This window comes from Paenibacillus taiwanensis DSM 18679 (assembly GCF_000425125.1).
GTDB classification, from domain to species: Bacteria; Bacillota; Bacilli; order Paenibacillales; family Paenibacillaceae; genus Paenibacillus_B; species Paenibacillus_B taiwanensis.
This window is the reverse complement of the sequence record NZ_KE384307.1, coordinates 372990-399487: the sequence shown is the minus strand read 5'-3', so window position 1 is coordinate 399487 and position 26498 is coordinate 372990. Positions and strand designations below refer to the sequence as shown.

The 26498-nt window shown below is 43.7% G+C and carries 24 protein-coding genes and 1 riboswitch; of the genes, 6 read left to right on the top strand and 18 right to left on the bottom strand.

The window, feature by feature from the left end:
* The first annotated feature begins 53 nt into the window (after positions 1 to 53).
* Positions 54 to 521: a DUF2621 family protein gene (locus tag H509_RS0115770; protein WP_036697616.1), complete on the top strand. Its 468-nt coding sequence runs from the start codon at positions 54 to 56 to the stop codon at positions 519 to 521.
* 185 nt (positions 522 to 706) lie between these two features.
* Entirely contained in the window at positions 707 to 1621 is a 915-nt protein-coding gene (locus H509_RS0115765; RefSeq protein ID WP_028545922.1) for a TIGR01777 family oxidoreductase, read from the top strand.
* A 62-nt stretch (positions 1622 to 1683) separates the two neighbouring features.
* On the opposite strand, the gene H509_RS0115760 is transcribed toward H509_RS0115765, so the two are convergent.
* From H509_RS0115760 to H509_RS0115715, 10 genes are all read right to left on the bottom strand, one after another.
* Positions 1684 to 3522 (bottom strand): DUF6382 and FHA domain-containing protein, encoded by a 1839-nt coding sequence (locus H509_RS0115760; RefSeq protein ID WP_028545921.1) that lies wholly within the window; start codon positions 3520 to 3522, stop codon positions 1684 to 1686.
* A 61-nt stretch (positions 3523 to 3583) separates the two neighbouring features.
* A complete protein-coding gene (locus H509_RS0115755; RefSeq protein ID WP_028545920.1) occupies positions 3584 to 4099 on the bottom strand; it encodes an A24 family peptidase in 516 nt (171 codons plus the stop codon).
* Positions 4100 to 4134: 35 nt separating this feature from the next.
* Positions 4135 to 5145: an AAA family ATPase gene (locus H509_RS0115750; protein WP_245596110.1), complete on the bottom strand. Its 1011-nt coding sequence runs from the start codon at positions 5143 to 5145 to the stop codon at positions 4135 to 4137.
* The gene (locus H509_RS0115745; protein WP_157277757.1) at positions 5102 to 7240 is read right to left on the bottom strand and encodes an acyl-CoA cholesterol acyltransferase; all 2139 of its coding nucleotides are present in this window, start codon (positions 7238 to 7240) and stop codon (positions 5102 to 5104) included. The genes H509_RS0115750 and H509_RS0115745 overlap by 44 nt, the downstream gene beginning before the upstream one ends.
* Before the next feature lie 159 nt (positions 7241 to 7399).
* The gene (locus tag H509_RS25595; protein WP_051287235.1) at positions 7400 to 8098 is read right to left on the bottom strand and encodes a hypothetical protein; all 699 of its coding nucleotides are present in this window, start codon (positions 8096 to 8098) and stop codon (positions 7400 to 7402) included.
* Positions 8095 to 8283: a Flp1 family type IVb pilin gene (locus H509_RS0115735; RefSeq protein WP_028545917.1), complete on the bottom strand. Its 189-nt coding sequence runs from the start codon at positions 8281 to 8283 to the stop codon at positions 8095 to 8097. Before H509_RS0115735 ends, H509_RS25595 begins: the two co-directional genes overlap by 4 nt.
* A gap of 29 nt (positions 8284 to 8312) precedes the next feature.
* Positions 8313 to 9185, bottom strand: coding sequence for a type II secretion system F family protein (locus H509_RS0115730; RefSeq protein WP_036697609.1), 873 nt, complete (start codon positions 9183 to 9185; stop codon positions 8313 to 8315).
* 16 nt (positions 9186 to 9201) lie between these two features.
* Positions 9202 to 9972, bottom strand: a complete 771-nt coding sequence (locus tag H509_RS0115725) for a type II secretion system F family protein (protein ID WP_425414235.1) — start codon at positions 9970 to 9972, stop codon at positions 9202 to 9204.
* Positions 9973 to 10014: 42 nt separating this feature from the next.
* The gene (locus H509_RS0115720) at positions 10015 to 11187 is read right to left on the bottom strand and encodes a TadA family conjugal transfer-associated ATPase (protein ID WP_157277818.1); all 1173 of its coding nucleotides are present in this window, start codon (positions 11185 to 11187) and stop codon (positions 10015 to 10017) included.
* A 124-nt stretch (positions 11188 to 11311) separates the two neighbouring features.
* Positions 11312 to 12526 carry a CpaE/TadZ family protein gene (locus H509_RS0115715; RefSeq protein WP_028545913.1) on the bottom strand — a complete coding sequence of 405 codons (1215 nt, stop codon included), beginning with the start codon at positions 12524 to 12526 and terminating at the stop codon, positions 11312 to 11314.
* 229 nt (positions 12527 to 12755) lie between these two features.
* Here H509_RS0115715 and H509_RS25590 point away from each other — a divergent pair, with 229 nt between their 5' ends.
* The gene (locus tag H509_RS25590) at positions 12756 to 13382 is read left to right on the top strand and encodes a thermonuclease family protein (RefSeq protein ID WP_245596107.1); all 627 of its coding nucleotides are present in this window, start codon (positions 12756 to 12758) and stop codon (positions 13380 to 13382) included.
* A 664-nt stretch (positions 13383 to 14046) separates the two neighbouring features.
* On the opposite strand, the gene H509_RS0115705 is transcribed toward H509_RS25590, so the two are convergent.
* The 6 genes from H509_RS0115705 to H509_RS0115675 form a co-directional block, all read right to left on the bottom strand.
* Entirely contained in the window at positions 14047 to 15960 is a 1914-nt protein-coding gene (locus tag H509_RS0115705; protein ID WP_028545912.1) for an FtsX-like permease family protein, read from the bottom strand.
* A 57-nt stretch (positions 15961 to 16017) separates the two neighbouring features.
* On the bottom strand, positions 16018 to 16782 hold the full coding sequence (locus tag H509_RS0115700; RefSeq protein ID WP_036697903.1) for an ABC transporter ATP-binding protein: 765 nt from the start codon (positions 16780 to 16782) through the stop codon (positions 16018 to 16020).
* 185 nt (positions 16783 to 16967) lie between these two features.
* A complete protein-coding gene (locus H509_RS25585; protein ID WP_036697605.1) occupies positions 16968 to 19103 on the bottom strand; it encodes a methyl-accepting chemotaxis protein in 2136 nt (711 codons plus the stop codon).
* A gap of 231 nt (positions 19104 to 19334) precedes the next feature.
* On the bottom strand, positions 19335 to 19622 hold the full coding sequence (locus H509_RS0115685) for a hypothetical protein (RefSeq protein WP_028545910.1): 288 nt from the start codon (positions 19620 to 19622) through the stop codon (positions 19335 to 19337).
* Positions 19623 to 20049: 427 nt separating this feature from the next.
* Positions 20050 to 21525, bottom strand: coding sequence for a potassium/proton antiporter (locus H509_RS25580; RefSeq protein ID WP_036697602.1), 1476 nt, complete (start codon positions 21523 to 21525; stop codon positions 20050 to 20052).
* A 121-nt stretch (positions 21526 to 21646) separates the two neighbouring features.
* The gene (locus H509_RS0115675) at positions 21647 to 22288 is read right to left on the bottom strand and encodes an SGNH/GDSL hydrolase family protein (RefSeq protein WP_028545909.1); all 642 of its coding nucleotides are present in this window, start codon (positions 22286 to 22288) and stop codon (positions 21647 to 21649) included.
* A 203-nt stretch (positions 22289 to 22491) separates the two neighbouring features.
* Positions 22492 to 22591, top strand: a riboswitch (purine riboswitch).
* A 168-nt stretch (positions 22592 to 22759) separates the two neighbouring features.
* Between H509_RS0115675 and H509_RS0115670 the strand changes: the two genes are divergently transcribed.
* From H509_RS0115670 to H509_RS0115660, 3 genes are all read left to right on the top strand, one after another.
* A complete protein-coding gene (locus H509_RS0115670; protein ID WP_028545908.1) occupies positions 22760 to 23335 on the top strand; it encodes a xanthine phosphoribosyltransferase in 576 nt (191 codons plus the stop codon).
* 60 nt (positions 23336 to 23395) lie between these two features.
* The gene (locus H509_RS0115665) at positions 23396 to 24727 is read left to right on the top strand and encodes a nucleobase:cation symporter-2 family protein (protein WP_028545907.1); all 1332 of its coding nucleotides are present in this window, start codon (positions 23396 to 23398) and stop codon (positions 24725 to 24727) included.
* A 90-nt stretch (positions 24728 to 24817) separates the two neighbouring features.
* The gene (locus tag H509_RS0115660; RefSeq protein WP_028545906.1) at positions 24818 to 25135 is read left to right on the top strand and encodes a DMT family transporter; all 318 of its coding nucleotides are present in this window, start codon (positions 24818 to 24820) and stop codon (positions 25133 to 25135) included.
* 112 nt (positions 25136 to 25247) lie between these two features.
* On the opposite strand, the gene H509_RS0115655 is transcribed toward H509_RS0115660, so the two are convergent.
* Both H509_RS0115655 and H509_RS0115650 read right to left on the bottom strand, forming a co-directional pair.
* Positions 25248 to 25859, bottom strand: a complete 612-nt coding sequence (locus H509_RS0115655) for a flavin reductase family protein (RefSeq protein WP_028545905.1) — start codon at positions 25857 to 25859, stop codon at positions 25248 to 25250.
* Positions 25860 to 25886: 27 nt separating this feature from the next.
* Entirely contained in the window at positions 25887 to 26498 is a 612-nt protein-coding gene (locus H509_RS0115650) for an alpha/beta hydrolase (protein WP_028545904.1), read from the bottom strand.

Sequence of the window (26498 nt, the reverse complement as noted above, 5' to 3'; positions counted from 1 at the left end):
TTCGTATAATTACACTTGTAAATTTAGGTAACGACCTCGAGGTGATCCTTATCATGTACACAGCTCACATTTTATTGCCACTAGCCAGCACCACTCCTCCGAATTGGTTTATGAATTCAATCGCTTTCTGGGGATTTGTGATGATTGGCTTTATGGCAATAGGCGGATTTTTTATGTTTCGCAAGTTTATGAAAGTGTTGCCCATGAAAGATGGCAAGTCCAAACTGGATTGGCAAAATTATTGGGTAGAGAAAAGTCGTCCCTTGTGGACCGACGATACTCGGGAGTTCCTACAGCTGCTCGTTGATCCTGTTCCCCAAGCGTTCCGCGATATTGCCAAGCATACGATTGCAGCCAAGATCGGACAGGTCGCGGTAGAAAGTGGAGCAACCGAAGTCACACGTGATCATTGTATCGAAGGTTACATTAAAGCGACCCCACGGCGGGATTATTCCTTTCTCGTCAAAAACTTAAAGCGTCACCAGATAGATTATTCCCGATTTGAACACTTATTAAAATGATTGTCTTTTCATTTTTTTTGATGTACCGCTCATATAGCTGAGCCGCAGTAAATGAAGGCGTTAACCTCTCACGACAAGCACATTTTGACCTGCTGCATAGCATTTTCAAATTTCTAGTCTACACGAGCACAATCAGATCAACTAGGAAATGTTTTGGGGTTGAGTAGCAAGGGAGGAGGAATGGTATGAAAATGTTAATCACTGGCGGCACGGGCTTAGTAGGACACGCTTTGGCTGAATGGTGGCTTAATGAAGGACATGAGGTTGTCATCATCACCAGGTCCCACTCCGCCCCCCGCCGCAGCTTTCAAGGTAAGCAGCCCTCTTTTCTGCGCTGGGCTGACTTAAAAAAGTCCACGTCATGCCAGAACATAGATGTAGCAGTCAACCTGGCGGGTGAGACTATTAATCAACGATGGACCGAATCTGCCAAGAATAGAATTGTTGCTTCACGAATTATGCCTGCAAGACGGCTTAACGAATGGGTACAATCATTAGGCACCCCGCTTCCTTTATTTATTAGCGCCTCTGGATCATCCGTCTACGGTTCCTCCTTAACTGGTGTTTTTGACGAGACTAGTCCACCTGACGGAGATGACTTTCTGGCAGATGTCGTTCGCCAATGGGAGGCCAGTGCGGATTCCATCCCTGCCAAGCGAACGGTTAAGTTACGAATTGCCCCCGTCCTCTCAACCGACGATGGCGCTTATCCCAAAATGCTACTTCCCTTTAAATTAGGTGTAGGGGGAAGCATAGGCAGCGGGAAGCAGCCTTTCTCGTGGATACATATTGATGATCTCGTGCAGCTAATTGATTTTGTCGTAAAAGATTCGAGTTTGAGCGGTGTTGTGAACGCTTCCGCTCCCGAATCAGTGACTAATGAAGAATTTGGACGGGCAATAGCCAACGTATACAATCGCCCTTACTGGCTGCCTCTTCCTGCTTGGTCACTGCGCTTGTTGTTAGGCGAAATGTCATCACTCCTGCTTGAGGGTCAACGCGTATACCCCTCTAAAGCATTGGAGCATGGATTCACATTTCAATATGGTTCCGTAGAGCGTGCCCTTCGGGCACTGAGACAATCCGCATTATACAGCTAGAAGTTATAAGGGCTATTCCGTCAACAGCATCCCGCCTGACGAAATAGCCCTTACAACTTTGCTTACATCTTCGTTAGCAGTTTGCTTGCATTTTTGCTCTCATTTTGCTCACACCTTGTATCTCCCACCAACTTACCATTCACATACCTACTTGTGGCGTCACTCTCTCTTATAACCATCCTTAGCACTGTAGCACCTAATTTAAAACTATCACCGTTCTGAATCAAATAAGACTTATAGGGGATTAATAGTTCATCATGAAGTTCAGTTCCATTCTTAGAACCCAAGTCTTTAATGCTAATATGCGTCTCCTCACTTATTAACTCACAATGCAGCTTAGAAATCCCCCTCTGCGGAATGTAATACTGTACACCTTGATCAGCTCGACCTATAACAAAGGGCCACTCATTAGCTTCGATGGAATCAATTACAGTCTTATTGTCGTCGCCAAGCCGTTCTATTATTACACGCATCCCACCTTGATGTCCTTGCTCTGCGTACACCATATCACTTAACATCACCGTTGCGTCTGGCTGTGACATTTCTAGCATTGTTGTCTGAAATGGAAGTTGGTCATAATGCATGCCAGACGTATTGGCAGAAGTCTCTTTATAAATCGGCTCTATTTCCTTCTGCTGCATCTGATGCGGCTCTATTAATCTGTCACGCAATTGAGATGTCAGCTCAACCGAGGCGAAGTCAGGTAATTCCACCCGCCCCGAGTCCGTTTGATCTGAACGCTGTAACCGTGCTTGATCGCGCAAGTGTGAGAACAGGGAAAAAATCCACCCTTTCTTCCATGCCCAACCTAGCCATACGCCAATTAAAGTCGTACCACAACTTAGTATCAAACCTAAATTATCGTTCCGTCTTAGATAGCCTAATCCCCAGCCTGCCGTCACAATAATAATTGAAATGGCAGCACCGATAATGCCTGCTCTCTTCGGCACCCTGCTCGCCATCTGAACGCTATCCTCATAGTCAGTGATCCCCGCTTGCATATTCCATACACTATTTTCTTCCTTTTCCCGTCCACCAAATCCATAACTACCCTCATCCGTCTCATGCTCAGCGATTGTATTTTCCGCAAATTGCTCGTGCCCTGAAAACCTATGCTGCCAACCGCTCCTTAAGTGAACTGGAGTAGCTTCATGTACTGATACTGATAGATGCTCTGCATTGCTGAGATGTCGTCGAGACTCTACGTTTAACAGATCTTTGTTATGCGTATTGACATGCTGCCGTTGGAGAGGTATAGACATTTCAGAGTGAGCAAACTGTTCCTTATTATTATGAATATACGTTGAATCTTGAATTGTTGGGGAGAGATTGGCTTGTAAAAAGCGACGAACTTGGGATAGGGAGTAGCTGCCGTCGTTCAGCATACGAATGACACGTTGAAAGCTATCACCACTCCATGATTGAACGTTACCGGATAATTGAACAGCTAAATGTTGAATACCATGCAAAGCTGCATGTTCATGTATCGCCTCCTGCACAGGAATATACGGGATATACAATCTACCATGCGATAATCCGCCTTCTATGAACATAAATTGCTCGTGCAGAAGCAGTTGGTTTGGATGCAGTAAATACGTTCTACACTCCTCCACGATACCCAATAATTGCAACAAAAACTCATAATATTGCAGTTCGGAAATGGATTCACTCCGAAGCTGCTGCTGTAGCATCTTCTTGCCGCTAATATCATAAATCAGTTGCACATTATAATCGATCTCTCGAACATCCAATGCTAGCAAATGAGGAATAGAACACTGACGCATCATCTTTATGGGATGGACATCCAGTTCTTCTGACTTAACTGGCGGATCTCTCAACAGCTTCATGCACACAGTACCATCCTTTATAAAGTCTGCATGATACCCATATGTCGTTGACATGTCTCACTCCTTTTTAACAAGTGTATTCTTCTTAAATGTTATAAAACGTAACCCTTGGTCGTCATCCAGTGCCTAAAAAATGTACAGTCAGTGCAGCCGGGATCACTGCCAGCATAAATGGGAAAGTAGACGGTCGAAGAACGGTCTCTCGAAGCATATCATAGGATTTCATTCCTATAACCAACAGCACCATCAGGATAAATCGTCTCCCCCATGATCGGTAATGATATAACAAATACATTAAAGCAATGACGCCACCATATAAGATGGAATAACAAAATGTGTTCCACACAAAGTGACTGCCCGTCCATGCACCAAGCGCAGCAAAAAACTTTACATCGCCAGCACCTACTGCTTTTGCTAGGTACAACAATAACAATAGTCCGAAGCCGCTTAGAATTCCGAATCCACTAGTTACGATTCCGTTCATTCCATCAACAACAGTGTAATACAACAATGCTGTTACAACTGCGAGTAAATTAAGCTTGTTAGGTATTTTACGAGTCCGTATATCCGCAACGCCAGCCGCAATCAGCAAAACGGCGGCTGCACCCTCAGCCAATTGCAATAAAGACATCCTCCTCCAATGTCTAATCAGTCTATCAGAGCTAACTATTTCACTTGAAAATTCATATCCGCCGACATACCATTTTCTGTTATAACCTGTAAGCGCCAAATCCCTGCAGAAGTATGCCCCGACACGTTCCACTCCCAAGATACATTCCCCTCAGCATCCGCATGCTTCCATTCAAGTCCCTTAGCTACGCTCTCCCCACTTTTGTAGTACACCATAAGCTTAATTCGTTCATGTGGCGCTGCTTTGGCAGTTAGCCTTGCCATTCCCCACGGTTTGAGTGGATTAGGCTCCAACTTAATGATTTGGGGTACTGGTTTATCATTCTGCGTAGGAGTCGTGCCAGAACCTGCTAATGGGCTGTCCCCGATCCAGACACGCTCTGCCGCTCGCGCTCTCAACGTCACTGTTTTCATTAATAGAGGTACACGCATCGGCAAATCATACTCAAGCTCAAGTGCAATATAAGGCTCTTGCTTCTCCTTGAGGTCGGGCAGCTTTAAATGTGTTACACGAATACGACTTGACGTTAATACACCTTGAACGCCGTAACGTGCTAACAACGGTTGAAACAAAGCTTGTCCAACGACAGCCTGTGCCTGCTCCCCTAATGATTCAGCATATAGGCCTGCCCACTTCGCCTTATCTTCCACCCATGTTCCAGCAGGTTGTGGAAGAACGCGCCCAAATTTGTGGCCAAATTCATTAACTGTTAAGCGAATCGCCATCGCTGGAGGACGAGAAAACTTCTTAATTTGAGAACCTGCACTGCTAGATTCAACATTCTGTAGGGCTAATGCGACAGGATACATGTGGGCAGCGACCATTTTTACTGAATTTGTAGCACTTGACTGTAAAGCACTTGCTATCAGTGCCGCCTGTATCATATAAATTAAAAACAAAAAGAGCAGAAGTACCATCGGCAACAATATGGCCGCTTCCAGAATGATTCCACCTTCTGATCTCCCCCAATTTGATACAAAAGTGTGGTATGGCTTACTTAATCTAGTAGGAAAATACAGAACGACGACTCGTTTCATAATATCCATCTGTAATTTGCCCTCCTACTAAACCAGATTCACCAAGAAGTTTGATAACACCTGGAAGAAACCATAGTTTCATCCGTGTCTTTAATTCCGTTTGGCCATATGTGCCCCTCACACTAGGATCCACGCCTGTATGGTTATGTATAAGAGCAAGCATACGTATCGACATTTGCTCTTTATCTCCATGCAGCATCATAAATAACCGTAAAAAATCACTATAGGACAAAGTTACCATTGGTGCATATGCAGATAGAGGAACTTCATTCTTAGTCAATAGTACTATCATGTCTTGGAGCGCCATCCTTACACCGTATAGTACAGCTGACGCTAGAATCACCATAGGGTTAATCATATGAGCCGACTGAACGATTCCTTCCATTGTACGAACGGCCACTCGTAGCGAAAAAATTTCGCCATAAGCTGCGGCTAAGTTTGCAGCAGGATCTGCCCAGCCGTACATCACATATTCTAATTCCTGATTATAAATACTTAACGATTGCAGCAATTCATGTGACGGATCACTATCCTGAAACAAAGACTTTAACTTAATAGGATCATAGCTTGTAAAATATAAATAGGCATACTCATTACGGAATAAACGATCCCTTGCTCCGCCGACCATACTCCCTAAGTTATTATACAAGGCAGTCATACCGTTCATAGAATCAGCAGCTTGCTTAGTAGGATCACTTTCTACACCACTAACTTTCAGATCAGCTTGATATTCCCTCTTGTTGTATAATCTAACCTGTTCAGCCTTCAGCTTTACGTCATCAAATACAGCTTGATGTTCTTTAAGTTGGGCATTTATCTTCCTTAATGAGCTAAGCATATTGGACACCTTGCCTAACTCCTGCTTTGTCTCTTTGTCTAAACTGCGACGCTGAGCGTCACTACCCGTTATCTCTCGTATTTCCTTCTCCTTAACTAGGATCAAATTACCTGAACTGCGGATGTAGTCTTGTTCATACACTCCCCAAAGATTCCATATGTTATATACAAAGTTCTGCAAGTCAGCCTTTGATCCCGCCTCGGGCATTAAATTTACAAGATTCTGAAATCGATTAATCTCTTGAGCTATAGAAGCAAACTGTTGTGCCTGTGCTTGCAACTCCATTTCATACTGGACAAAAAAGTCATCTGCCACAACAAGTGAATCTATTGATTCTTTAAATTTACGAACAACTGCTTTCTCCTCCTCATTACTAACTGATAGCCCTATGGAGGATTGCTGTACTTGATCATATCCCTGCCCTTGACTAGTAGCCCTTATTTGACGAATTCTGTCCTTGATTACATCATTGTTATTCTGTGCTCTATTCAAAGTATGTTTAGCTTCTTGCAGACTTTCCATCTGCTGTTGATTCGCAGCACTCACCTTTCTTTCAAAAAGTTGAGCTAGCTTGCGTGTGTCTATTTCAAATTTATTAATTACTAGTTGGTGCTTCATGTGCCCCGTCTTCTCATTAATCGTATTGTCAGCGAGCCTGTTTAAATAGTCATTGTATTGTGACACAATGTCTGATGCAGTCGTTACAGGACCAATTGGCATATCAGATAGCTCAAGCTGATTATGCCGTGTAAGTTGTTGCTTTACTTCAGCATTGGTTGCAGAAGCTCGTGCTTGCTTCTGCAATTTGAGTACCTGTTCAAGTGCTGCATTACGCTCGTCAATATCTTTTTTAACGCTATGCAGCAATTCAGTTGCTTGTGCAGCTTCCTTCATCGCTCCTGACAAAGGTTTCATTTTGCCTATCAGTTCATAAGCAATCTGGACTGGAGCCTTGTACTTCATCACTTCCTGTACTTGGTGCTCAAATTGTTCTATCCTTCCTATAGGTCGTATTACTTCAGTTTTGTGACTGCTAATCTCCATGTTAACCCATGCAAAAGAATCCTCATCAGTATGTGGAATATGATTATTCAGTACTTCTTCTACAATAGGGTCAGGATCTGTCAGCCCATAAGCAAATAATCCATAGCGTTGCTGTACTTCTGGATCGTATGCCGACATCACTGAACGAGCAGCCGTCTGGGCGGCCACTTCGGTTCTCCATTCCAATGCAGCAATACGCGCATAATCAATTAAAACGGACATAAGTGTGAATACAACCATAATTACAAATATGAGGAATATAGAGACTGCGCCACATTCATCACATACCATTGTCCGCCTCTTTAAGACTAACAACCTAGCACTTCTGTTGAGCCTCCTGTATAAACAAAACATACCTATTATCCTCGCTCTTCATAAATGTTATGGTGGGGAAGATTCAACACGCATAATAAGTTGACCCGCTTGGCGAGGATCGGCACCTAATGGAGCTAGTGACTTCAGCTTTACCGTCATAAATCTTACAAATTCCACGGTTCGAATAAATTCTGCTGGTTCTACGACAGCACTGACTGCTTCGCCATCTATATTGATCTCCTGCTTGAGCATTCGTCCTACCGAATAATCTAACATGGGGCTAGCTAATGAAGCCCTTACAGTGCGCTCCATAAGCGAATTATTAAATTTCATATTGCCTGTGTAGAAAAGCGGTACAAACCCTACTGCGCTATGCAGCTTCTTTGTAGCCAAACTATTCCATTCTGTGCTTGGAATAGGGACTTGAAAGTTGTCTTGTTGCGTGCCAATATCCAACACTCGATCTAATAGTTGGTCTTGATATACACGCCAATATAACGGATCATACGTGTTATCGGGGAATAATCCAGTCTTGGGGTCTTTGCTGCTATTAGTCCAAACGACAGCGGCCCGGTCAGCGGCTAAAGCAGCTGCATGTGTCGCCATCACCTTTAAAAACACAAACATCCCCATAAAAATCATGGCCAAAGAGCAATAAAGAATAATTGGAAAAACAACAGATGCTTCAATGACCATTGAGCCATTCTCTTTCTTTAATCCACGCCATATCTCTCCTGGCTTCCTGCGCTTGCTAATGCGGATCACTTAAATATTTCCTCTGACTTGTTGCTCGCTTTCACAAACAAACTTTTAATAAAATTAGTAATTTCATTTCTAAAAATGATGGCGATCACAACGATAATTGCGATAATTACGACTAGCTCCACCATGCCTAAACCCTCTTCGTCCTGCAATAATGACTTCGTTGTTGCACTTAACCAATGTAGCATCTATATGCCCCTCTCTAATGTTCATGTTATTACTTCATCATAAGGAAAGCCGGCCCGCCTACTACTGCTAAAATAACTAAAAACATTAGCATCATTGGTAAAATGAGTTTCGTTGATGCCTCTTCTCCACGCTTGCGTGCTACCGCTTTACGCTTATCCCAGAGCTGTCTTGCCAGCTCTTCCATAGCGAGAACAAATGATGCTCCACCCCTACGCTGATTAAGAAGTAAGGTTGTAGAGAACATCGCCACTTCCTGTGTGGCGCACCTCTTAGAAAACTGCTCCAGCGCTTGTACAAACGCATATCCGTTCTGCACGTCCTTCATCATTCGATCCAGTTCCTTATACAGTGGATGTTCTAGTTGCATGGACTTTCTCTGCACACAAGTGTATAAAGCCTTCTGTACCGTTTCCCCTGCTTGAACTAACAATGTCAGTTTACTTAGCAACTCTGGCAGTTCCATTTGGAGTTCCTGCCGTTTCCGTTCGGCTCTGTTTAATACATCTTTAACACGCGCAAGCAATAGCAATAATGCTAATAAACCTCCCACTGTCATATTTGTTATCTTGCCATCTGTCATTGCTGTCAGTAGAAAGCCTAGAGGTATCCCAACATAAGTAATGAACATAATCTCTGCTACAAATAATCGAAATTGATTGTAGAACTGGGTAGGTCCATATAATTGATATATAGCTTGACGGATCGATACAAGCAACGGATGTGTATCGAGAGATGATTGGATGAACGTACTCAAGTAGAGAAAGATAGGTAGCCATGAAGCAAAATTCGTAGAATTAGAGAAGCGGACAATGTCTTGATACACAGTCTTTGTGCGCCTGTTAGCTAACCATAACACTCCAAAACATGAGAATGCCGCCACTAACCATACACCTTTGGACAAATAGATTTCCTCCTGTCTAAACTCGAATATCCATCATCCTGCTAATAAGCCAAATCCCAAAAAACAATAATAAAAGGGCGACCGTAGCAATCATTCTGCCTGCCCCTTCATACAGCGGCATTAGAAAATCAGATGCGCTCAGTTTAAGTAGTCCAATAAATACAAAAGGTGCTCCCATCATCGCCTTCATCTCTAGCTTCTTCTGTGCCACTAACACTTCTATTTCCAACATAACATCCATCTTCTGGCTGATAACTGAGGAGGTTCTCCTGACCACTTCAATCAAGTCTCCTCCCATACGCTTACAAGTCACGATTACATCTGCAAAATTCGAGATGTCATCTTGGTTAGCGCGGATGCTAAAGTCCAGTAACGCTTGCTCCATTGGTTCCCCATTATCCATCCGGGTACTTATAATACGAAGCTCTCGTATAACATCCACATCCACCCCAGGATACAGCAGCGTCAGATCATGAATTGCCTCCTTAAATGCATTCTCTAACGATCGACCGGCTGATAACGAGGAACTTAGTGAATACAACGCCTGCTTAAACTGAGTCGTTAGCTGTGATCTGCGCCTGTTAAGCAATTCCTTTGTACGAATACGTGGATAGTGGAAGCCAATCAATCCAATAACAAACACACCGAGCCAATGCTGGTAGAATAAATATCCTACTAGACACATGGCAGTAATTCCAATGAAGCTAGCAAGTACATATTGTATGAGTGACATCTTATATACTGAATAATTGGGCAGTGTCTGAATGCCCTTCTTCAACGACTCCACTCCCCGATCCAACTTTAATTCTTACCCAAGATAAGCTAAAGCCTATTCAGGTAGTCTCATTCCAGCCATCTTCAGCTTCCAACGATTAAAAAGCTCCGTCTTTGGCTCCAACTGTCCATAGATGACTCCATCCCGTTCATCATGCTCTTCAAATACATAAAGTGGTGACAATACAATCTCGCCTTCCTCAACACCTTTAACCTCAGCTATTTCCATCACTTTTCGTGAACCATCACGGAGTCTTGCTAAATGTACAATGACATCAAGTGCAGACGCTATCTGCTGACGAATGACAGGTAGTGGCATATGCGTCCCACTAAGAACCATCGTTTCCAAACGACTCAACATATCCCTAGCACCATTAGCATGGCCGGTAGACAAGCTTCCATCATGCCCAGTGTTCATGGCTTGCAGCATATCGAGAGCCTCTCCCCCTCTTACTTCCCCAACAACGATACGATTGGGTCTCATTCTAAGTGAAGCACGAATGAGATCTTTCATCTCCATCGCACCTTTGCCCTCCGTGTTCGCATTACGTGTCTCTAATGCAACAAGGTTAGGGACTGTCAAAATCTGAAGTTCGGCAGCATCTTCTATCGTAATGACACGCTCAGTAGACGGAATATACTGTGATAATGCATTAAGAAATGTCGTCTTCCCGGAGCCTGTCCCACCACTGATAAATAGGTTGTACTTCGCCCGAACTAATAGTTGCAAAAACTCTGCCGCCCCCTTGCTGAGAGCACCTTGATGAACAAGTGCCTCAATCGTCATAGGCTCAGCTGGAAACTTACGGATCGTGACAGTTGGTCCCTTTAACGCGACGGGTGGAAGTACGATATGTACTCTTGAGCCGTCACTTAGTCGAGCATCGACAATAGGAGAGGACTCGTTTACTACACGATTTACTTTGGATACTACGGACTGGATTACATCTTCTAGCTTATCCCTGCTCTCAAACTTCATCGCTAGCTGCTCCATATTCCCGCAGCGTTCAATAAATATTTCTTCGTGACTATTTACCATAATCTCTGTAATTGCCGGATCATCAACTAAAGGTTGCAGCGCGTCTAAACCACGAAAAGAATAGAAGACCCTTCGTACAACGCTGATCATCTCTGTAGAAGTTAATTTGCTTGCCATCGGCTGTGCAAACAAGGCGTTCTCAATTCTTCCATAAAGGACAGCATCCTCAATGTTCTCCTCCCATTCCATCAAACCCCTAACATGCTGTCGTATGTCCAGATAGAGCCGATCCAGATTAATACGTTCACCTTGTTCAATTCCATCTGCAAAATCAATTGTTCTCGCTTGTTCTATGAGCAACTTATTAGGATTGTTAGCCATACCGAATATGTTGTTCATGTGATACCTTTCCCCCTCCTCGCACCAACCAAGGCAGGTGTATACCAATCCATTCTTCTAACGCGGCCTGAAACACGGCTGAGCCAAACCACTGCTCCTGTCGATGAAGCTGCTTCCATGAAGGGATATAGGGTAGAAAACCGCTAATCTTTACTTCCTGACTGTTCCATCGATTAAGCATCGCTCCCATGTATCGGTTCACAATAAACTTAGTCCGCGGAAGCACTTGCAACGCCCAGTCTCGAGTCTCTACTCCTTGCTGCTGCATCCACTGCTCTGTCTTGCTGAGCAATGGAAGATCATCCAGAAGCATCCATATAATAGTCTGACTCTTGAGTTGGGCAGCCGTAATACAACTGTTCATAACACCTGTATCAATAATAATTAAATCAAACCGCCTTGAATCTATTAGCCATTGCAACAACAAACTGAACACGTTGTCATTAAGCACCTTCCACTCTTCTTGACGACAATCACTCGTAAAGGTCGTCGCACGAATTGCTGGAATCTCGATCGTGTAGGATTCAACGTCTATGCTCGCTCGCTTCTCTATCGCAGATTGTAAATGGTAGAGCAGCCTAGAAAAGCGATTCACATTCGTAGAACAATCTCCATCCTTAGGATGATCAAGAAGTGATCTCCAATCTTGAAGCATTTCTAAATTCCAATAAAATACACGTTGACCACATGCTGATGCGTGCTTGGCTAAATGAAACGCTATAGTCGTCTTACCACTACCACCGCCTGCCGAACATACAGTTAATACCCGAGTCTGGCAGCTAACCCCTTCTCCTTTATCCACTGTTGTTCTTAAAGGAGAAGAACCATCCCGCGGAGCTATAGAACATAATTGCTCAAATAACTTCGATAATGGCTGGTAAGGAGTAACTGTGGGCTCCACCACATTAAAATCTGAATTCTGCTCGGACATCACCACAACCTGCATGGCATTCTTAATACGGGTCCAATCTGGATGCTGTCGAAGTTCACCCAACCATCCTGCATCAACAACTAGCAGCAGGGTACCCGATTGGAGCGTCAAATAATGTTGAAGCGTATCCAGCTGTGAAAATACACGGAGCCGCACTTCATCCGCATAAACACTATGTCTCCAGTAATCATAGATGCAATCAATTAAACGCTTATCCGGCAACGCCATAATCCAGTCCTGTTTACCGAAATGTGTCATACTCCCTCCTCAGGAACGCAAAAAAACCGTCATAAAGCTTCAGCCACTAATGTGGCTTATCGCTTCATGACGGTTCTTCCGTTCACGATTCATATTAAGATTGAACATATAATATCATAAATTTACCAATATGGCAATAGCATACTCGGTTATTTCTTCCATTACTACTTCTACCTTGCTTCCTAGCATGATGTTTTGTCATACTGTTAGAAGAAGGAGAGATTAAAACATGCGTCATACTAACCAACATCAAGCATTCTTACCCGCTCACATGATCAAGCTGCTATTGAAATATGTTGTCGTACTCGCGATGGCAGCATTTTTGTTAGCTGGATGTGTTTCCACAACAAATGAGAACGCAAACCCCACCGTTCAGGAACTGCTCCAACACTATCCGGAGCTTAAAGGAAAAACATATGAGTCAGACACCGTGCAGCGTGTCGTAGATGGTGATACGTTTGTGACCAAATCAGGCCAGAAGGTTAGGCTCATTGGGGTAAATACCCCCGAAACTCATGGTAAAGTTCAGTATTATGGCAAGGAAGCCAGCCAATTCACTAAAGAAACGCTGACAGGCAAGCAGGTCTATTTATTTTCAGACACAGGAAATACAGACAAATACGGTCGGCTTCTGCGTTATGTATTTATACATAATAACTCCCAAATGTTTAATGAAACTTTAGTGACTGAAGGGTACGCCAATGCAATGACGATTCCGCCTAACGTTATGTACGCAGAGCACTTCGTGCAGCTTGAGCGCAAGGCCCGAAAGCAAAAGAAAGGCTTATGGGGTTCCAATAAAAACGAATTAAAGCCAAGTCGCCTCCCCAACCAAGCTAAGGCATCGGGAAACTAACACAATCAACGTAAATCATCATGAAATAAGCAACGTCAGAGCGCAAACAAAAAGGTTGGCCCAAAACCTGATTTGCTCCTCCTACGTTAAAAGGTGAATTTTTTTACCTGTTTAGCATGAGGAGGAGCATTTTTATGTCCAAAGCTGAAAATACAGCGTTAGAGGTTTGAGTTTGGCGGCAAATAGAGTAACCAAAAAGTATATAGTTTGATTTTTAATCCAATATTAAAAAAAAAATTATAAAATCTATTTCTTTGTTTATTTAAAGAGGCTGATGATTGAAAAAACTATAACGTTTCCGATACTAATTGCTTTACTAATCGTCCTTTCAGTCTTGGTCTATTCCTTTTATTTCAATTTAGACTCACACTCACCTCCATTGAAACCTGACCAAGCTACTTCGAATGTACCTCAAACAAATCCGATCAAAGAGAACGATAAGCCTAATCTAATAGAGCACTCCTCACTGACAACGTAATTATCGCTTTTCGATAGCGGTGCTACTATGTGTGAACTTTCGTTTCATCCTACAATTAAATCAATGTTAGGATGCATTAAATTAAAACTCGCCTAACACATTAGATAACACTAATATGTTAGACGAGTCATTTAATAACCATATTTATAAGTTTATTTCTGCTCATTCATTACTTTTCTAATTTGCTTAATGCAGTGCTTCGCGCAAATGTTTCATATAACGCCAGCGGATTGCCATAAAGTAAATAATTTGGGCAACTGTAAAACCGCCTAACACTTTAAAGGCCTGTCCTGCGATGGATAAATCCATCAAGCTTTGTAAAGCCATAAAAGCAAATACACTGTGGATGATGGCGACAATAATCGGTATAAAGAACAATAACAGCAGCTGCGTTGTCGCTATCTTGCTTAGCTCCTTATCCTTAAGACCTATTTTTCCAATCGCTTTGTAACGTTCCTTATCTTGTTCCAGATCAGTGTATAGTCGGAAATACAAGAAACTGCCCGAAGCAATAAAGAAAACAGCACCTACCAGCAATGCAGAGAACATCATAATGCTGTACATCTGATTTTGCATCGCCAGCAAATCAGCAAGCGATGTAAAGCCAAAGCTCGGATTAGCCTCCCGATCCTCTGCATGTGCTTCGTACCAGGATTTAAGCTCCTCATTAACATGTTGACCTACATCCTTTGCATCCTCCCAAGCATCTAGGCGATAACCGGTTATGATCCCTTTCTTAGACGAGCCTTGAATCTTTTCCACGACTTCATCGCTAATGATTACCCAGTTCGACCCCATCCCTTGACTGATTACCGGGCCTTCTGCCACACCAATCGAACGAAGCTTTATTCCGGACTCTTTTAACGTGATGTCCCTTTTACCCGCACCAAGTATTTTCTTATACTCGAAGTTGTGCGGCATAACCATCGCGTCAGTACCTTTAAGTTGAATAGGATCGATATGAAGCAAAGCTGCGAGTTTATTATATTCTGAAGCACTCAGCAAGCTCACGCCGCTTTCACTTTGCTTACTCGTCTGATAAAGCACTGTCGTTGTCACTTTTTCATATATAGCATTCGCATTTTTAAAATCAGCTTCAATACGATCCAGATGCTCACTCGCTCGCTTGTTATCTTCTTTAGACAAATAACTTATCTGGAACGGATAGCTAAGCTCTGTCTGCTTACCAAGCACACCGAAGGAAGCCAAGGAACCGACCGCACAGAAGGCAACTGTGGACACGATACAAACCATAAAGAACATACGTGCGTTATCTTTCATTCGATATGCCAAATCCGAGATCGTAATCAGGTTAGTTCGCCGCCAAAAAAAATTGCGGTTCTTCTTAATCAGATTGATAATAAATACACTAAGCTGTGTAAATAAAAAATAAGATCCTATAATCGTCATTACAATAACCGGCAGCATTAATATTCCGATCGTACCGGCATTTGCAGTTGCTGCTAAGAAATAACCGCCCCCAAGCAGTATCGCTGCTAATAGAGAAAGCAATAAAGAAGCTTTCGGCTCTGGCTTAGGCTTATTTGTACCTTGCAGCAATTGAATCACTTTGCTCTTTCCTATCATAAATTGCGTTAAGAAGGAAATCACAATAAACAGAACAAAAAAGGACCCTCCTGTAAGCGTTAATGCCTTAGGCGCAATGTAGTAGCTGAGCTGAACGTCCATCATGTTACCGCCCACTACCAGACCGACCTTCGCCATAACAAGGCCTACCACTATACCAACAATGATGGAAGCTATCCCAATAATCATGTTCTCCAGAAAGACAAGTCGATTCATTTGACGGTGGGACATCCCCTGCATCATAAGCACGCCAAATTCATGCTGCCGCGTCTTCAAAAAGGCGCTAACCGAATACAAAATAAAGAAAAACGAAAAGACATATACGATCCATTGTGCAATCTTCATCGCCTGCGATGCTAAATTAACGACCATACCTTCTTGCATCTCTGGATGAAACGCAATGACCGAATAAATAAAGAAGATCATTACGGAGAACGCACTACTTAAAAAATAAGCGGCGTAGGTCCGCTTGTTGCGAAACACATTGTTAAAGGCAAACTGTCTGAAATTCACTTGCGGTACCTCCTCATTATGCACACATCTGCTTTGTTTATGATGTCCGCCCCCACTTTACACTCGAACAGTTGAGAATTCGCTGTGGTCAGCGCTCATCATAGACAGGGCATCCATAATTTGTTGGAAAAATACTTGGCGATTACCCGTATTAAAAATTTCATGATACAGCTCACCATCTTTTATAAAAATGACACGGTCACAATAACTCGCTGCAAATGCATCATGAGTCACCATCATCATCGTTGTGCCATCCGACTTATTAATGTTCTCCAACGTTTCCATTACATCTTTGGAAGATTTCGAGTCCAGGTTGCCTGTCGGCTCATCCGCCAACAATAACTTCGGGCGATGAATAATTGCCCGGGCAATAGCTGTGCGCTGCATTTGACCGCCAGATATTTCATACGAACGCTTGTCCAAAATAGGCGTGATACCTAGCCGATCCGCGAGCAATCGAGCGTCACTTCTCATTTTGCGAACGCTAACCCCTTCCAACGTAAGTGGAAGTACAATGTTTTCTTCAACCGTTAACGTGTTCAACAAATTAAAAGATTGAAATACAAACCCGAGTTCACGGCGACGGAAAGACGCCAGTTTATCCTTCTTTAACGTGTGCGGGTTCATACCATTAATGATTACTTCGCCAGAAGATGGCGAATCTATCGTTGCCACCATATTAAGCAGTGTTGTCTTACCACTTCCTGAAGGACCCATTACACCTACAAATTCACCTTGCCGTACAGCCAAATTAATTCCTTTTAATACTGGAGTGGCAACTTTGCCCTCGTAAGTCTTAACGAGCTTGTTGACTTTGAGCATCTCCACCTAAGTTCATCTCCTCTATTGCTTATGTTGGTTAACAACAGCATAAGCCAATTGATGCTGAAAAGAGTCTGATTTTTCTTTCATTACCCTTTCATTATTGTCACCGTGTATGTTGCCCAACAAAAATAGCCCACCCATCCTGTAAAGGATCAGTGAGCTATCGCACTTCTGTATACTAATTATTCATATTTAAAATGAGACAAAGAATCTTTTAGTTGTGTAGACACTTCTTCCAACTGTTGCGACAACTCTACTAATCGAGTAGAAATGTTAAGTTGCTCGCCGCTCAACGACGCCACTTCCTCAGAAGTTGCCGAGGCTTCCTCCGCGACCGCACTCACATTACTCATCGCTTCAACGAGTGTTGCTTGAGCTTGACTCAAACGCTCGATCGAGCCTGTCACATGCTGCAAATTGCCAATCATACCGCCCATCTGCTGCTGTACTTGATTAAATATAACGTCGGTCTCACGAACAGAGTCCGTCTGCATTTGGAAGATCGGGAATGCAGAAGACAAAGCTTCAACTGTCTCGATAATTTCTTGTTGAATTTTCTCCGTAATCTGTCCAACAACGTCAATTGACCGATGAGACTGATCCGCCAGATTACGAATTTCGTCAGCAACTACCATAAAGCCTTTTCCCGCCGCGCCTGCACGCGCCGCTTCAATAGTGGCATTTAACGACAAAATGTTAGTTTGTTTTGTCATATTGTTTAGCACGTCCAATATTTGACGAATCGACTTGGTGCTGTCACTTAACTGATTCACTTTTCCAGCTAAAGAGCGCATCATGTCTTCTGTTGACTTTGTACGCTCCATCAGCGCATTCATATTTGATGCGCCCGAAGAGCTGGACTGCTCGACATCTTGTGCAGATTGATCCATCCGTGTGTTGGCCTCAACCACACTAGTCATCTGTTCCGCCATATTGTGTGTTAAATCATGACCACGTTCCGCCTCAACCGCAAGACTGGTCGCTCCTTTGGCAATTTCTTCGGTAGCAACCGCTATCTCCCTGGCTGATATCGCTGTGCTGCGTGATGCATCCGACAATGATGCTGCTGTCTCCAGTACGGAACGAGCGCTTTCCTCCGTCTGTTTCACCAGTCCTGTTATTTGCTCCATCATGACGTTAAAGGCAGCAGACAACTTCCCAATCTCGTCTTGTGTCTTCACTTCAGCCCGCACAGCCAAGTTCCCTTGCGCGCCTTCATTCATGAGCCGTTGAATAGTCATAAGCGGCTTCGAAATCATCCTCATTACTAATAGGCCAATTACAATTGCAATAATGGCTGCAACTGCCATACTAATAAAGGTCACTAACAAAATAATTGAAGCATCCTTCACCAGTTCTTTTACAGGAACTGCTCCGACCAGAACCCACTTCGTAGACTGCATCTCATGGAATACAGTCAGCGCACGCTCTCCACTATCCGTGGAAACTAGCGCACTGCCAGATCGACTGCCTGACTCTTTCTCGCGTTCCGGGACGAGCCATTTGGCAGCAGCAGTTGTCAGCTTAGCTTTATCCGCTGCGTACATGTATTCGCCTTTTGTGTTAATCACTTGGACAGAAGAGCCCTCACCAATCTCAATGTCCTTGATCGGGTTGGCGATAGTTGCCAGTTTTAGCTCCATGATGATGACGTATTCAGCTGTACCTGTGGACACATCTTTCATCTGACGCGCCAGTCCAATAGTAGGCGTCGTCGATTTGTTAATACCATTAGGCATCGTACCTAACCACACCGGTTGGCCATTGCTATTTTTTACCTCATCAAACCACTTTTGTTCATAAAACATTTGTGTATCTATATTGTAGCCTTGAGCAGCCAACGTCTGCTTCTTCTCCGTTAAGGGAACGAGATAAATGTTCTCCATTAGTTCATTGCCTAGTGTGTACCCTTGGAGTGTCTTTTGAATGCTATCTAACGTTTGCACCATGTCATATGTATTGGCTTGAAGATCATTCAAACTTTTTACATATTTAGTCAAGTTAGGATCAAACATAATTTGCATACTCATCTTCATGTACTGACTCAGCTGCATATCCAGCTTTTCTGCGCCCTGTATCATCGTTTGATAGCTCGTCTCGGATACTTTACGCTCAATAGCATTTTTGGACACCACGTATGACAGCATCCCCACAATAAATACAAATGCAATAATGCTAACGACGAAAATGACAAACAGCTTTCCACCCACGGATTGAAGTGGGTTTTTAAGCATTTTGAGCGCTTTCAGGTCTAGCAAGCTCTTCATACTGGAAAGCGTTTTCTCGACGGTTCGCTTAATACGCGGAACACCGTTCATAACTCGTCCAACTCCCTTGTCTCTGTATGATCTTATGCATGACTTGCACTATGTATTGCAGGCCACCTCTGTATACAAGAAGATTAAACGATCCCTTGTCGGACAAAGGTGACGCGTTAACGATATCCCATCTGCTTGTCACTTTAAACCATAATCTATGCTGTTTATATTCGTGGATGCTAAAGGCAGTAAAGTAAATGTGCTGATGGTATGTAAGACATGTAAAGGGGATTAAACCAGCTCGCGGTCAAAAGCTTCAACAACATCCAATCCGATAATTTCCACTTCACGATAAAACTGAAAGTCAGGATGTTCTTCAATAAGCTTCTCTCTCGACGTTGTCCGCAATTGTGGTTCAGTCATAGGTTCGTCAGAGCCAATCACAAGTTGATCTACTCGCTCTTTCTCACTGTAATCAAAATCTATAGTCTTGCAGGTCACGTCCACGATATGTAAATATCGGCCTGGATGGTATCCAACGTGTTTACATGTTTTTTTGATTGCTTCATAGGTTAACACCAACTTCGCCCACTCCTTCTTAATGGATAACCTCTATAATAATATCGGCTGTTTGAATGCATTTCAAAAGACTTTTTTGCAATTTTCACATAAAAATTCAAAAAAACTTGTAAAATGTTGAATTCGTAACATAAAAAAGCGCAAATGCAGTGTGCATATGCGCTCAGCCAGAGGATAAAACACAATATTTAACATCAATCGATCTTGGGGGGATACGGATGTGCCTGCTGTGTTTCATCCCCTGGAGATGGAGCATGCCCCGTTAAACTGAACAGGAATAACGGTGTTATAACGCCTTGCATTGAAAACGCATACATGCACCTGCCTATATTGTGCACTAGAAGTGCATAAGTAAACAGTAGATAAACTATAGATTTAATGGCATAATTAAATAAATATTAATATATGCTTAAATGTTCATTTATAATTATTTATCCTCTTCGTCTTCATCGTATCTCATCTGCCGCTGGAACAGCGCCTTGATCTGTTCATGGTTATGTTTGGCGATAAGTACATAGGCCATATCCCCCGCATGGAACTTCGTTGCTCCATTCGGTGCAATCACCTGTGCATCCCTCATGACAGCTGTAACGGAAGTATTTAATGGAAGTGTCAGCTCAGCCAGCGTCGAATGCTCCACAATAGAGCCAGCCCAAACTTTAAGACAAATCATATCCATATGAGTGTCCGCGCCAGGCAACAGTTCTATTGTATGTACATGGTCTGTCTGTCTTCCTCTGGCAAGCCCGAGCTTTTCAGCCAGTGGCGAAATCGTTGCACCTTGGAGCAGTGCAGAGGTCAGAACAACAAAGAAAATCACGTTAAAAAACAACTTTCCATTTTCTAAATGTGCCGTTAACGGATAGGTTGCTAAAATGATCGGAACTGCACCCTTAAGCCCTGCCCATGCAATGAGTGTCTTTTCTTTATAATTAAACTTGGAAAATAACAAGCTTAGCCATACGCCAATCGGTCGTGCAATAAACATAAGAATAAGCGACAAGGCCAGGCCTTGCCATGCAATCCCAAGCAGCTGCTGCGGAAACACAAGCAAACCAAGTAAAATAAACATCATGATTTGCATCATCCAAGAAAATCCTTCATTAAACCGTATAATGGAAAATCGATAAGTTAGATCCGCATTTCCTAAAATAATGGCCATCACATAGACGGTAAGAAAGCCGCTGCATTCCATTAAAGCCGCCCCACTGTAGGAGAAGATGCCTAGTCCTATCGCTAATACAGGATATAAGCCGGCATTATCAAGACGGATACGATTTAATAATTGAACAGATAAATAACCAAAAAGAAGACCTAGCAGCAAACCCGCTCCCATTTGCCAAACAAAAAGCACGATCATTCTTACCCATGAAGTCGCTTCTTGTTGCTCAATAAGGGTAATGATCGTAATTGTAAGGAAGACCGCCATCGGATCATTTGTACCAGACTCCGCTTCTAAAGTAGCCTTTAATGAACGCCTAATCGGCTTACCGCCCAGGACAGAAAATACAGCGGCCGCATCCGTCGATCCAACGATAGCACCGATGAGCAGTCCTTCTAACCAATCCAGCTGCAAAATAAACTTGGCGCACACCCCCACCAAACCTGCTGTTACAGCGACTCCAATTGTAGATAATGACAAGGCAGGAGACAAGATAGGCCGCATTCTGCTCCAGTTCGTATGCATCCCGCCCTCAAACAAAATGACGATTAACGCCAAAATACCAAACAATTGGGTCCAGCTTGCATTGTCGTAATAAATAAGTGGGTTCAAGGCCATCCCCAGTACGATAAACAGCACAAGTGAAGGCACGTTAAGCTTATTTGTCATCTTAGAACCGACAACTCCAACAAGCAGCATCAAACCAAGCAGAAAGAGCAGACCATCCGTTGTCCAAATCATAGCCTTACATGATCACTCCTTCTCATACCTGAACCTCATAACACTTGTTTATTTTACCAAATTACACGACTTTGTACAAAAAAGAGCCTCTATTCAACGTGTGAATAAAAGCTCTAATTGCTCATACGATAAGCTGCTTTAAAATTGCCTTTGCTATGGCTAAATGTCCAGTTGTACCTGGATGTACACGATCAGCTGCGATGATGGAAGGATACAGATGCTCTAACAGTTCGTTTACAACCGCCTGTATATCGATAACTTTTATGTTGTTCTTCGCGCCAATCTGCTTTACGATTGCTCCATATCGGTCCATCTCTGCCCGCATTGGATCTTGCTCATTCGGTTCTACGTAAAACGGCGTCAGCAGCATGACATCTATTTGCCACGCTAACGTATCGTGCACCAGTTGGTGCAGCGTAGCCTCATACTCGTCCGCATAGACAGCATGCTCTGGCATCCAAGGCACGTCAAATTGGCGCCATACATCATTAATACCAATACAAATGATCACACCGTCAGGTTGCTGCCGAATCACATCGTCCTCCCAACGGCGCTTCAGATCTCTAATCGTATTACCGCTTATCCCCATGTTGACGAGTCGAATGGCGGTAGCTGGATGTTCATTCTGAAGCAGTGCTTGCAATAAGGCAACATAACCGTTACCAAGCTTATGAGCGCTCCCCTCTCCAACAGGACGCGCTCGATCACAATCCGTAATAGAATCACCAATAACAACTAGCTTGTATCCATCATGTAATTGCATGACAACCGTCTCCTTTCGTACCGATGAACAGATATATCGATTTATCCAACCCACAGATCATCTCATTATCCACCGACTGCCAAACTTATCCTGATTGTACCACAGCCGCTTCCTTTCGTCCGTCACTTTCTCTTCATTTACCTTAATTGACCACTTTCTTCCTGCCTTAATATCAAGTATACTGGGATATGTCTATTTTTCCGAACAATAAAACTTATCTATCTCGTATATGTGCAGGAATAGGCCTGTTCGTTTCTACCAGATCACCGAAATGATCGGACTACGGGAGTTAACTGTTCATACCTGCGGAAGGATGAAAGTCTGACAGCTGCGATAGTCGCTTGCCTGCACCCTTTCATCCATCGTTGACGAACAAGCTCTTCAGCCTGATGTTGCCGGTATCACACCTGATACTGCTCGATCAGGCTTTTTCGTGTTCTGTGCACCCAACTACCAAGGAGGAACTCCACTATGAAAATGCTAAAAGACAAAATTTCACAAGAAGGTATCGTACTAAGCGAAACTGTACTAAAGGTAGACTCTTTTTTAAATCACCAGATGGACCCCGTGTTAATGATGGAAATGGGTAAAGAATTCGCGCGCCGATTTGCTGATCAGAACATTACAAAAGTGCTCACCATTGAATCTTCCGGTATCGCACCCGCTTTAACAACAGCATTGGCCTTACAAGTGCCGCTTGTATTCGCTCGTAAACAAAAGTCGCTAACGTTAACCGAAGATTTAATCGTTGAAAAAGTACATTCCTTTACGAAGCAAACAACAAATGATGTCACCGTGTCACGAAAATATTTGTCACCAGATGACCATGTGCTTGTTATCGATGACTTTTTGGCGGTTGGGGAAGCTTCTTTTGGTCTTGCCCGCATCGCAGAGCAGGTCGGTGCAACTGTAGCCGGCATCGGGATCGTCATTGAAAAATCGTTTCAGCCTGGCCGAGGCAATCTAGTAGAAGCCGGTTATCGTGTGGAATCATTGGCGCGCATCAAATCTCTCCACAATGGACAAGTACAATTTGTAGAAGAGTAAAAATTAATAAGGATTAACATTATCCCCTATACGCTTTCATCTTGAGGAGGAAAAGTTGTCATGCAACTAGAAGATCGCGTCTTTCAGCGCAATCGCCACCCATTTCAAACCTTTTCACTAGGGCTACAGCACGTTCTAGCCATGTATGCAGGTGCAGTTATTGTTCCCCTTATTGTGGGCGGAGCTTTACAATTCACCCAAGAGCAGCTGACTTACTTAGTTGCGATTGATCTGTTAATGTGCGGTGTGGCAACGTTGCTCCAAGTTTGGAAAAATAAATGGTTTGGCATCGGCTTCCCTGTTGTGTTAGGGTGTGCCTTTCAAGCCGTAACCCCCATGATTGCAATTGGTAACGACCCCGATTATGGGGTGTCGTATATATATGGTGCAATCTTGGCCTCCGGCCTCTTTATCGTGTTGTGCAGCGGCGTGTTCGGCAAGCTCATTCGCTTATTCCCACCCGTAGTGACAGGTTCAGTTGTAACCATTATTGGTGTCACCTTGATTCCGGTCGCATTCACAGACCTGGGAGGGGGAAGCGGTGCCTCAGACTTCGGCAGCTTGCAAAATCTAGGCATTGGTTTTGGCGTGTTAATCTTTATCATTTTAATGAACAAGCTTTCTTCGGGCTTTCTTCGTTCCGTATCGATTCTGATCGGGTTGTTTATGGGAACCGTTGCAGCCTCTTTCTTCGGGCTGGTCGATTTTAGTAAGGTTTCAGCAGCTGAGACGTTCCATATGGTTAAGCCGTTTTATTTTGGATCGCCTTCATTTGCGATTACTCCCATCTTGACTATGATCATCGTTTCAATCGTAAGTGTGGCAGAATCAACCGGTGTCTTTATGGCGCTCGGTAAAATATTAGAAAAGGACGTAACCTCCAAAGATTTGTCGCGTGGGTATCGTGCCGAGGGTCTTGCTATTATGCTTGGAGGGGTCTTTAATTCATTTCCGTATACTACCTACTCGCAAAATGTTGGGCTGCTGCAAATGAGCCGCGTAAAGACACGAGACGTTATTGTAGTAGCTGGCGGTCTGCTTATTCTGCTTGGGTTTGTGCCCAAAATTGCTGCCTTTGCCACTCTCATTCCACACAGCGTGCTCGGAGGCGCGATGGTCGCCATGTTTGGCATGGTTGTCTCCTCAGGCATGCGAATGCTAGGCGCAGAGGTAGACTTAAATCGTCACGAAAACTTGTTTATTATCGCTTGCTCCGTAGGTATGGGCCTCGGTGTAACAACAGTGCCTGGCTTGTTTGCCCAACTTCCTACCACTTTGCAAATTCTTACTGGAAACGGCATCGTAGCAGGTACCTTTACAGCAATTGTGCTAAATCTAATCTTTAACGGCTTAGGTGAAAAGGGCTCCGATACAGCCTCCAAGGCGGCCTGACAACAAAGGACCAGCTAACGATTCATCAGGCTTCTCGTCTACATGTGAACCGTTCATGGCGGACCTGTACAGAAATAAAGGAGTTTTACGATGCAAGGGTATATTTTTTTGGCAGTAGCCATTGTAACCGAAGTTTTTGGAAGCACGATGCTCAAATACTCAAATGGATTCAGCAAGCTTTGGCCTTCGCTTGGCGTTGTTGCAGGTTATGGAACAGCATTTTACATGCTCGGATTAACATTAAAGACACTCCCTCTTGGGACGGCATATGCGATCTGGGCCGGTATTGGCACGGCACTCACGGCGATTATAGGATACGTCTTATTTAAAGACCAACTTAGTACCTTACAAGGTATAGGTATCCTGCTTGTCATCGGTGGTGTTGTACTGCTTAATTTCGCAAAATAACTGCATTTCTGACTTCGTTCAGCAGAAAAAGCATCCGCTTCACCTGAAAGGTGAAAACGGGTGCTTTTTCACTGACTCGTATTTAAACGGCTCATCCCTGCGACGCCCTCGCTCACTCTGGCCTTGCCAAAGTAAACTTCTCTCCAAGCTTCGTATAATCATGCCCTGCCATACGACTAATTGGATGTAGCTGTTCTGCTAAAATGCGGCCATTTTGGTATACGTCCTCCGCAATATGAAAGCGAACTACACGCACAATCAATAAATCACAAGCAGGCTGCTCGTTTGTCCCTCCAAGTGCAATCGCCTGTTCCAACCTGCATTCCATCCGAATCTTAGGTTCTTTAATACCGGGTACAGCGATCAAATCACTTGCCACTGGGGTCAAATGTGTCAGATCTATTTCACTTTTGTCCGGAGGAAGATTCGATGCTGTAAGGTTGACCTGCTCTATAATCGTTTCATCTGTAATGTGTATGACCAGTTCACCACGATCAATCGTATTCCTCGTCGTATCCTTGACTTTACCCGCTTTACGCTGCACCGATAGAGACAGCAGCGGCGGATGGCTTGCCACAATCGAAAAGTAACTGAATGGAGCTGCATTTAGCGTTCCTTCCTGCGACAACGTCGTTACAAAAGCGATCGGCCGCGGAACGACACTTCCGATTAGCAATTTGTAATTATCATGATCCGTTTGCTCTGCTGGATCAATTGAAATCATTATATCCTCCATTTGCTTGCCCCCACTTTAATCGACTACGTGCTCTTTAAACCAAGCTGCTGCTGCATCGACTTCCTGCGCTGTAAGCTGGTGACCGAATCGTTCCCAATGCAGCCTAACTTCTGCACCAGCGCCTTCAAGCAGACCTCGCAGCTCCTCTGTCTCGTGTGGAGCGCATATCGGATCGTTGCTGCCTGCTCCGATAAAAACTGGCATGCCCGTCATATCTGGCAGATCTACACCACGTCGCGGTACCATTGGATGGTGAAGGATAGCCCCTCTTAAGGCGTTATCATAATGGAACAGCAAGCTTCCTGCGATATTAGCACCATTAGAATAACCGATTGCAATCATATTATTTCGCTCAAACCCATATTGAAGTGCTGCCTCATCAAGAAAAGTATGGACCTCCTCCGTGCGCAGCAAAAGATCTTCTTCATCAAACACACCTTCTGCCAGCCGTTTAAAAAAACGAGGCATGCCGTTCTCTGACACATTTCCTCTTAAACTTAATATCGATGATGGTGGTGAAATAATAGAAGCTAGCGGTAAAAGATCGCGTTCAGTGCCGCCAGTCCCATGAAATAGCACAAGCGTTGGTGCAGAAGGATCCGTACCTTTTATAAAAATGTGTTTCAT